Below are 8,763 nucleotides of genomic sequence, written 5' to 3' on the forward strand. Positions count from 1 at the left end.
AGGGCGGCCCGTTGCCGGGCCGCCCTTCTGATAGTCCAGGTTGTTAAGCGCGATCAGAACTTGACGCGCACCCCGAAGCGGACGCCCCACAGCGAACCGTTGATCTGGGTCGCTTCCACCGGCGCGGCGAAGCTGGTGCCCGAACGGTTGGAGTAGAGGTACTGCGCACAGGGCTGGGCGGCGGTTGCCGTGGCCGAGCCCGGGGTGCCCTGCGGCGCGGTGAGGCAGGTCGCGTTGACCACCTGCGCGGCGTAGGGGAAGCCGACCTGACGGATCGTGCCCCAGTCCTTGTCGATGAAGTTGAGGACGTTCTCCATTTCCGCCGACAGCTCGATCTTGCCGCCGAACACGAAGGGCACTTCCTGACGAACCGCGAGGTCGAGCTTGTGCACCCACGGGGTCTTGGCGATGTTCTTCGGCGCGATCTGGCCCTGATACTCCTTCAGCTCAGAATTCAGGATGAAGTTCTGGAAGCCGATGAAGTCGAAGTTCGGGGCATAGGCCACCCGCGGGTCGGCCGTCGCGCTGCTGACGTTGGGCACGTAGATCAGACCGCGTCCGCTGCGGCCCTGCACCCCGAGCACCGCCGGACGGAAGGCACCGCCGGTCGGGTCGTTGAAGACGTAGCTGTAGGGCTGGCCCGAACGGAGGTTGTAGAACAGCTCGATCCGGGTGTTGTTCTCGCCGAAGATCTCGCCGTCGAAGCCGGCACCGAGGCGGAACTGGTGGTCGCGCTGGTAGTTCGAGATGCCCTGCGCCGAGAAGTTCGCATCATCCCCGACCACCGTGTTGGTATAGTTCGAGAAGGCGACCGACGAGGTGCCGGGGTTCTGATCGGCAACGTCCTGATAGGTGTAGGAGCCGTTGATGAAGAGGCCTGCATCCCACCGCTTGTTGAAGCGGGCGACGAGGTTCCAGCTGTCACCGAAGTCGGTGTTGGTCAGCAGGATGTCGGTGTTCTGGCCGTTGATGTCCTGACCGGCGAGCGCGGTGTAACGGATGCGGCCGTCGGGCAGCGTGCCGTTGGGCACCGAGCGCAGGTCGGTCCATTCGAGCGCGTTGTTGACCTTCGAGTAGATCACGTCGGCGCCGAAGTTCCAGCCATCGCCCAGGAAGCTGCCGAGGTTGGCTTCGTAATCGACCGAAGCCGCAAAGCGCCAGGTCGAGGGCACTTCGAAGTCCGGATCGATCGCGTTGGTCGGCGCGGTGGCGGTGCCCGAGGCGCGGATCGCGTCGATCAGCGACTGCGGCAGGCCGGTGCCGCCGCTTACGCCGTTGAGCGTCGCGGCGCCGATGGCATTGCGCTGGTCGGCGGTCAGGGTCAGGCCGGTGATGGTGAAGGTGTCCGGAGCGCCGCCGGTGCCGGGCACGCGGTTGACCTGAACACGGCCGAGCGTCGGACCGGGGTTCGAATAGCTGTTCGAGACCCACACCAGCGGGCTGCCGCCGCCGAACAGACCCGCCGAGCCGCGCACCTGGAGGCGATCGGTCGGTGCCCAGTTCACGCCGAAGCGCGGCTGGAACAGGTCACGCCCGTTGAGGGTCTCGGCGTTGCTGAAGCCGAAGCGGTTGACGAAGTCCTGGTTGAAGAACGGACGCACCGGAGCGTCGAACAGGTCGTAACGCACGCCGGCCACGAGGGTCAGGGTGTCGGTCACGTCGATCGTGTCGCTGATGCCGAAGGTCCACGAGTTGTTCTTGAAGTCGGCGGTGACGGTGTCGATCCCGCCGCGCAGCGGCACGGCGATGTCGAGGCTGTTGGCCCGGCGGGCCTGCAGGTCGGCGATGCTGTCGAAGTACCACGCACCCGAAACGCGCTGGGCGAAGAGGTTGCGCACGTCCTGCTGACGACGTTCCGCGATCAGCTTGAAGGTGTGGTTATTGGCCTTCAGCGTCGCGGCGAATTCGATCGCCAGCGACTGGCTGTCGAGCTCGTTGGCCTGGCGGCTGATGTCCGGGCCGAACTGGATGCGCTGTTCGCCGGGGGTGCACTGCGATGCCGAAGCACCGGTGCCGGCGGTCGGGTTGGTCGGGTCGAGGCAGACCAGGAACTGGCCGAAGTCGCGGTTGCCGCCGACCGGCACCTGCAGGCGCACGTAATCGGCATAGGACACACGCAGCACGGTCGAGAAGTTGTCCGACCACTGGTTGTTCGACTGGACGATACCGAAGTGGTTGACCGCACCCTGCGTGTAGTTGTTCGACAGCAGGTTGTAGGTCGGGTTTGCAGCGGTGATCTGGCCGGTGCCGGTCTGGCCCGCGAGCAGCGAGCTTTCGTTCCAGATGTAGGTCGCGGTCAGGCGGTGGCCGTCGGCGACGTTCCAGTCGAGCTTGGTGACGAGCTTGTCGTCGCTCTCGACGATGTCATTGGCAACGCCCAGCGTGTCGAAGTTGTAGACGGTGTCGGCGATGCTGTTGATCTGGCTGATATCGGCATCGGTCAGGCCGAGCTGCGTGGGATCGACGTCGGACGGGACGGTGTCACGGGTGCGTTCATAGGTGACCGCGAAGAACAGCTTGTCCTTGATGATCGGACCGGTGACCTGCGCGGTGTAGATCTGCGATTCGAACGAGCCGACGCGGGTCAGATCGCGGGCCTCGGTGCCGCGCAGATCGTCGTTCTGGTAGTAGGCGCCGCCCAGGAAGGTGAAGCGGTTGCCGCCCGACTTGAGCTGGGTGTTGATCGCGCCGCCCTGGAAGAAGCCCTGCTGGATATCGACAGGCGCGGTTTCGACCGAGAATTCGCCGATCGCGTCAAGCGGCACGGGGCCGCGCGAGGAGACGAGGCCGCCGGATTCGAGACCGAAGGGGTCGCCGAAGGCCACACCGTCGACGGTGAAGCGGTTGTAGCGGTTGTTCTGCCCGGCAATGCTGATGGCGTTGCCGTTGGTGGCATCGAGCGTCACCAGCGGGTCGCGCGCGGCGAGGTTGCGGATGTCGCGCTGGACGTTGGCGACGCCGGCGATGTCGCGGGCGGTCAGCACGGTGGCCGGGCCGGTGGCGAGAGTGATCGCCGAACGCTGGCGGGCTCCGGTGACGACGATGGTCTGGCCCTGCTCGACCAGCGCGACGCTGATGCGCTGCGCCTGGCCTGCGGTGAGGAAGCCGATTTCCTGCGAAGCGGTTTCAAAGCCGTCCGCAGTCACTTCGACGAGGAACGGGCCGCCCAGACGCAGAGCGGCGGCGTTGAAGCTGCCCGAGGCGTCGGTGGTCTGGGTCGAGGTGGTGCCCGAGGGGACGTGGGTGACGGTTACGGTCGCGCCGACGATCGGGGCGCCGTTCTGGTCGGTGACGTCGCCGCGGACCGACGAGGTGGTTTCCTGCGCGAAGGCGGGCGTCGCGATGGTGGTGGTCGCGGCGAGGCTGACGATGCTCGCGGCGAGAAGATACTTAAGCTTCATGGATGAAAGCCCCTGGTCACAGTGGAGAGAGAAACGCGATATGTGGGCGGCCCTAGGCCTGAACGCTTGCGCCAAAGCGACGGTTCTGTGACAATTTCGCGACTCACACTGAGGGGCGGCGCTGAATCGTTGACGAAGCTTTGCCGTGGCTCCCGAAAACTTACGGATTTCCGGCGCTTCCATGGCACGGTGTTGCATCGCAGCAACGCCGCAGGGATTTTGTCTGCGGGGGCTTTGCGCGGCCCTGAGAGGCCGGCTCAGACTAGGTTGATCTCGCGCAGGCGCTGCATGAGATAGTCATGCGCCGTGATCGGTTCAGGCGCCGCAGCCGTGCCTTCGCCGACGCATTCGGGCAGCGGTTCGATCAGGAAATCGGGCCGGAAATGCAGGAAGAACGGCATGGAGTAACGCGCCCGCCGCGCGGCTTCTCCACGAGGATTCACAACCCGGTGCGTGGTCGAGCGCAGCTGCCCGTTGGTCTGGCGCTGGAGCATGTCGCCGACGTTGATGACCAGCGCGCCCGCGGGCACATCGACCGCGTGCCACTGGCCGTCCCTGGCGAGCAGTTCGAGCCCAGCTTCCTCGGCGCCCAGCAGCAGGGTGATGGTGTTGATGTCCTCGTGCCCGGCCGCGCGGATCGCACCCTCGGGCGCGCCTTCCCCGAGCGGGGGGTAGTGGAGCAGGCGCATCACCGAATTGCCGTCAGCCACGCTCGCGGCGAAGAAATCGCGCGGGCGGCCGAGGTGGAGCGCGATCGCCTCGAGCACGCGGCCGCCGGCGACCTCGAAGGCGCTGAACAGCGCAGCCATGGTCTCGCGGAACCCCTCGACCTCGGTCGGCCAGACATTGGGCGCCATGAATTGGCTGAGCGGGTGGCCTTCGGGCAGGTCGCGGCCGACATGCCAGAACTCCTTGAGGTCGAACACCTCGGCGTCCTTGGCCTTTTCGGTGCCGAACGGGGTGTAGCCGCGCGCGCCGCCGCCGCCTTCGATCTTGTAGGCGCGCTTCACATCGGCCGGCAGGGCGAAGAAGGCCTTGGAGACCCGCTCGGCCTCGTCGATCAGGTCCTGCGGGATGCCGTGATCGCGGACCACGGCGAACCCGTATTCGCCGAAGCTGCGGCCGAGTTCGTCGGCGATGGTTTCGAGCGGTTGGGCGAGGCTGACGGAAGCGATGTTGATCATGTCCGCGCCCTTACACCCGCCTGCGCGGCCCTGCCAAGGGCCTAGCGCGCGGGCTCAGTACGGCAGGAACAGGCTCGCCAGCGCCGCGCTCATCAGGTTGGCAAGGCTTCCCGCGGCGAGCGCTTTCAGCCCCAGCTTGGCGATCACCGGACGCTGGTTGGGTGCCAGCCCGCCGGTCACGGCCATCTGGATCGCGATCGAGGAGAAGTTGGCGAAACCGCACAGCGCGAAGGTGACGATCGCGCGGCTGCGCGCGGTCAGTTGCCCGTCGGTCATCGCGCCCAGATCGATGAAGGCGACGAATTCGTTGAGGACGATCTTGGTGCCGAACAATCCGCCTGCAATCTGGGCCTGATTCCAGTCGGAAATGCCGATCAGGTACATCACCGGCGCAAACACGTAGCCGAGCAGCTTCTGGAAGCTCAAGCTCTCGAACCATGCCGCGGTCGCCGGATCGAGGGGCGCGCCGATTCCGGCCGCGAGATCGACGATCCCGCCGCCGATCCCGGCGAGCATGCCGTTGGCGAGCGCCACCAGCGCGACGAACACCATCACCATCGCGCCGACCGCCACCGCCAGTTTGACGCCGGTCTGGGTGCCTTGCGCGGCGGCCTCGATGATATTGGCGGGGCGCTGGCCTTCCTCGAAAGTTTCCGCCGCGCTCACCTCGTCGGCCTTGGCACCGCCTTCGACCAGCGAGGCCGGGCCGACCGCGCTGATCCGCACCTGGGGGAGTTCAACCTCCTGCCCGTTCTCGTCATACATGACCACCCGTGTCGCCTCGGTGAGGGTGTTGGGGCGCCCGCGTGCCCGGGCGACGGCGGTCGTCGCGATCGAGCGGTCGTGGCCCAGCAGCGCCTGCGGGTCGTCGGGCATGATGATCTTGGCCATCAGGATGCCGCCCGGCGCCGACATGAAGGCGGCCGCGAGCAGGAAGGGCACCGCCTCAGTGCCGATGAAGCTCGCATAGGCAGCCAGGATCGTGCCGGCGACCCCCGCCATCCCGACCGCCATCAGCGTGAACAGGCCCGAGGGGCTCAATGCGGCGAGATAGGGCCGCACCACCAGCGGACTTTCCGACTGGCCGACGAAGATGTTGGCTGCCGCGCCCAAGGCCTCGACCTTGCTGATCCCGGTGATCCAGCCGATCGCCCCGCCCACCCAGCGCACCAGCCGCTGCATGATGCCGAGGTGATAGAGGATCGAGACGATTGCGGCGAAGAACACGATCACCGGCAGCGCGGCAATGACGAAGGTGTTGGCGAAGGGGTTGTTCTCCATCGGCCCGAACACCGAGGTGATCCCGACCTTGGAGAAATCGAGCAGCGCGATCACCCCTGACGAGAGTCCGCCGATCACCGCGACGCCGGCATCGGTGCGCAGCACGACAAGCGCGGTGAAGGCCTGCAGCGCAAAGGCCGATCCCACCACCCTCAGGTTGATGTGGCGACGGCCCGATGACAGCGCGAAGGCGATCGCAAGGATGGCGAAGACCCCGCCGAGGCTCAGCAGGGAGGACGCGAGACTTCCGTTCACGGCAGCGACAATTCCTTGATGCTCTGAAGTGCGACCCGTTCCCCCGCGCGCCTAGCACCCCACCGCGCGCGCGGCACCTTCCGGCGTGGCAGTTTGCGAAGGCACATGCAAGCCGGATGCGATGGCGCGGGCGCACAAGTCTGCGGGAAAGCGGCGGTGACAGGCCGCGCAGCCGCTTTTCTTTTGAGCGCTCGCTGGGTAGCACCCTTGTGATGGAAACACCCCCAACCGCCACTCCGGCAGCCGCCCCCTTCGCCGCGACCACGCCTGCGGGCATTTCCATGCCTCTCGGCATGTTCGTCTACACCCTGCTCTATGGCGGGATGACGGTGCTGGCGGGCGTGCTCGCCTTCAAGCAGGTGCAGCTCTGGCCGACAAACCTTGCGGTCGAGAGCGGGATCTTCCCCTTCCTGCTGCTGGTGGTGATCTCGAGCACGCTGTCGCAGCTCTACGGACGCGAGGCGGCCAAGCGGATCGTGTGGTGGGGATTCCTGCCGCTCGGGCTGTCGGCGCTGCTGATGCAGCTGGTGCTGGCGCTGCCCGCCTCGTCCGAGATGCTTGCTTTCCGCCCCGATGATCTCGCTGCCTTCGAGCGCGTGAACCAGTCGACCTGGCGCGTGTGGATGGCAGGCCCGGCTAGCTACATCACCTCGCTGCTGCTCAATATCTGGATTTTCGACCGGCTTCGCGGGAGCGGGGAGGGCGAGAGCACGCTCGGCCTGATGGTGCGCGGCGCGATTGCGTCCGCGTTGTCGCAGGCGGTGGATTCGGTGATCTTCATCACGCTGGCCTTCTACGGCGAATTCGACATCACCGACCTGATGATCGGACAGGTGCTCGCCAAGGTGTTCCTGAGCCTGGTGCTGGTGCCGTTCCTGATCACCTTCGGGGTGCGCGCGGCGCACTGGCTGGACGCGAAGAAGGCGAGCTAGCCTGTCATCGCAAGGTCAGCCGCGTTCTGCTCCATCAGCGCCACCCGCGGATCGTTGGGCGAGACCCATTCTGCGCCGATCGCCTGTTCGACGCGCAGATCGGGCGGCACGCGGTCGACGCCGATCATCCGGTCGCAGTGCTGGTGGAACCAGTAGATGCGCGATTCCTGATAGCTCAGCGGCACGCTCCGGAAGCCGCGACTTTCCATCGAGCGCTGGATCGCCTCGCCGAACTGGGTGTCCTCCTGGATCAGCCTGGCCATCGCCCGCCCACTGGGTGATGTCTCATCGGGCACGGTCCACAGGTCGGGCGCCTCCCCGTCGCCCCAGTCAGGGGCCATGGTGATGAGCTCGAGCCGCGTGCTCGTCAGCGAGGTCGGCCAGAAGATCAGCGGCGGCACGAAATAGTTCGACAGCGGCGAGACCCAGTTGGGGAAGATCGTGTAGCTCTGGGTGTGGGTGCGCCCGAGTTCGCCCACGGTCTCGATCGCGGTCCAGTTGGGCGCATTCTCGAGCGCGCGCACCGACTCGCGCTGCATCTCGCGCGGCGGGGGCGCGAGCATCCTGCCGTGCCCGCCGGGGTAGAGGTGATTGACGTTGCGCTTGGCATCCACAAGCGGCGCGACCGTTTCGGGGTGGATGAAGGGCACATGGTAGACCTCCATGTTGGCCTCCATCGCGACCTTCCAGTTGCAGGCGAGATCGAAAGAATGCCGCGCGGCGAGGCGCAGCTTGTCGAAGCCGAACTCCTCCCATTCCTCGGCGATGGGGCCGAGAAAGTCGCGCAAGCTGGTCGCACCGTCGTCGAAATTGACGAAGATGAGCTTGCCGAACATCTCGCACCTGACCGGGATCAGACCGCGCGTGGCCATGTCGAGATCGACGAAATCCTGCCGCTCGGGCACGCCCACCAGAGTGCCGTCGGTCTTGTAGGTCCAGGCGTGGTAGGGGCACACCAGCCGCCGCGCGCAGCCCTTGTCCGCAGTCACCACCGGCGCGCCGCGATGGCGGCAGGTGTTGTAGAAGGCGCGCACCACCCCGTCGGTTCCGTGGACGATGATGATCGGATCGCCGGCATTGTTCCAGCGCATGAAGCTGCCGGGCTCGGGCACCTCGTCGAGATGCGCGGCGAAGAGCCATGTCTTGCGGAAGATGTGCTCCTGTTCGAGCGCGTAGTATTCGGCGCTGGTGTAGCGCGCGGCGGGGACATCGGGCAGTTTGGGGAAGCCCGGCGGCGGGGCCTTGCGCTGCCCCTCCCACTCCATCAGCGCCTTCATCGTCGCAATCGTGGCGGAATCCATGGCGTGCCTCTCCCTCTCCCGGATCACCGATCCGTAGGGCACGGCATCTGCAGGCGACAATTGGCGGATAAGGCAGGGCCTAGAGCGCCGCGCTCCACCGCTCCCAGACGAGCGCGGAGAGGCCGAGCCAGGTGGTGAACATGATCAGGTAGGGCCAGCGCTGCGGCCACAGGCGGGCCACCAGCAGCGTCGCCGCCGCGGTGCCGCAGAGCGCGATCTGGGCGATGCTTGCCACTTGCGCGCCTGTGCCCGTCAACGCCGCCTGCAGCGCGAGTGCCGCCCATTGCGCGGGCAGCAGCGCCAGCACCCAGCCCGGCCATGCGCCCGGCATGGCGGCGGCGGTGAGCAGGACAGCCGCCTCGCCAGCGACCACGGTGACCGCGATCCACCACCCCCGCGCCGCTGCGGA

At 66.7% G+C, this 8,763-nt stretch carries 5 protein-coding genes and 1 pseudogene; 1 reads left to right on the forward strand and 5 read right to left on the reverse strand.

Features of this window, described 5'->3' with window-relative positions:
* Window positions 1-53: 53 nt before the first annotated feature.
* The 3 genes from NBV68_RS14755 to NBV68_RS14765 all read right to left on the reverse strand — a co-directional run bounded on the left by NBV68_RS14755 (window position 54) and on the right by NBV68_RS14765 (window position 6,121).
* Window positions 54-3,401, reverse strand: coding sequence for a carboxypeptidase regulatory-like domain-containing protein (locus NBV68_RS14755; RefSeq protein ID WP_296311016.1), 3,348 nt, complete (start codon window positions 3,399-3,401; stop codon window positions 54-56).
* A 257-nt stretch (window positions 3,402-3,658) separates the two neighbouring features.
* Complete coding sequence (locus tag NBV68_RS14760) at window positions 3,659-4,585, reverse strand: 2-oxoglutarate and iron-dependent oxygenase domain-containing protein (RefSeq protein ID WP_296311019.1); 927 nt, start codon at window positions 4,583-4,585, stop codon at window positions 3,659-3,661.
* Between the two features lie 54 nt (window positions 4,586-4,639).
* Complete coding sequence (locus NBV68_RS14765) at window positions 4,640-6,121, reverse strand: nucleoside transporter C-terminal domain-containing protein (protein WP_296311020.1); 1,482 nt, start codon at window positions 6,119-6,121, stop codon at window positions 4,640-4,642.
* A 281-nt stretch (window positions 6,122-6,402) separates the two neighbouring features.
* On the opposite strand from NBV68_RS14765, the gene NBV68_RS14770 reads away from it, so the two are divergent.
* Complete coding sequence (locus NBV68_RS14770; protein ID WP_296311025.1) at window positions 6,403-7,053, forward strand: queuosine precursor transporter; 651 nt, start codon at window positions 6,403-6,405, stop codon at window positions 7,051-7,053.
* Here the strand turns inward: NBV68_RS14770 and NBV68_RS14775 are convergent.
* Together NBV68_RS14775 and NBV68_RS14780 are read right to left on the reverse strand one after the other, a co-directional pair.
* On the reverse strand, window positions 7,050-8,354 hold the full coding sequence (locus NBV68_RS14775) for an SRPBCC family protein (RefSeq protein ID WP_296311023.1): 1,305 nt from the start codon (window positions 8,352-8,354) through the stop codon (window positions 7,050-7,052). The genes NBV68_RS14770 and NBV68_RS14775 overlap by 4 nt on opposite strands.
* Window positions 8,355-8,433: 79 nt before the next feature.
* Window positions 8,434-8,763, reverse strand: a pseudogene (locus NBV68_RS14780) (hypothetical protein); the annotation flags it as partial.

It is taken from the genome of Erythrobacter sp. (assembly GCF_023653175.1).
GTDB lineage: Bacteria > Pseudomonadota > Alphaproteobacteria > Sphingomonadales > Sphingomonadaceae > Erythrobacter.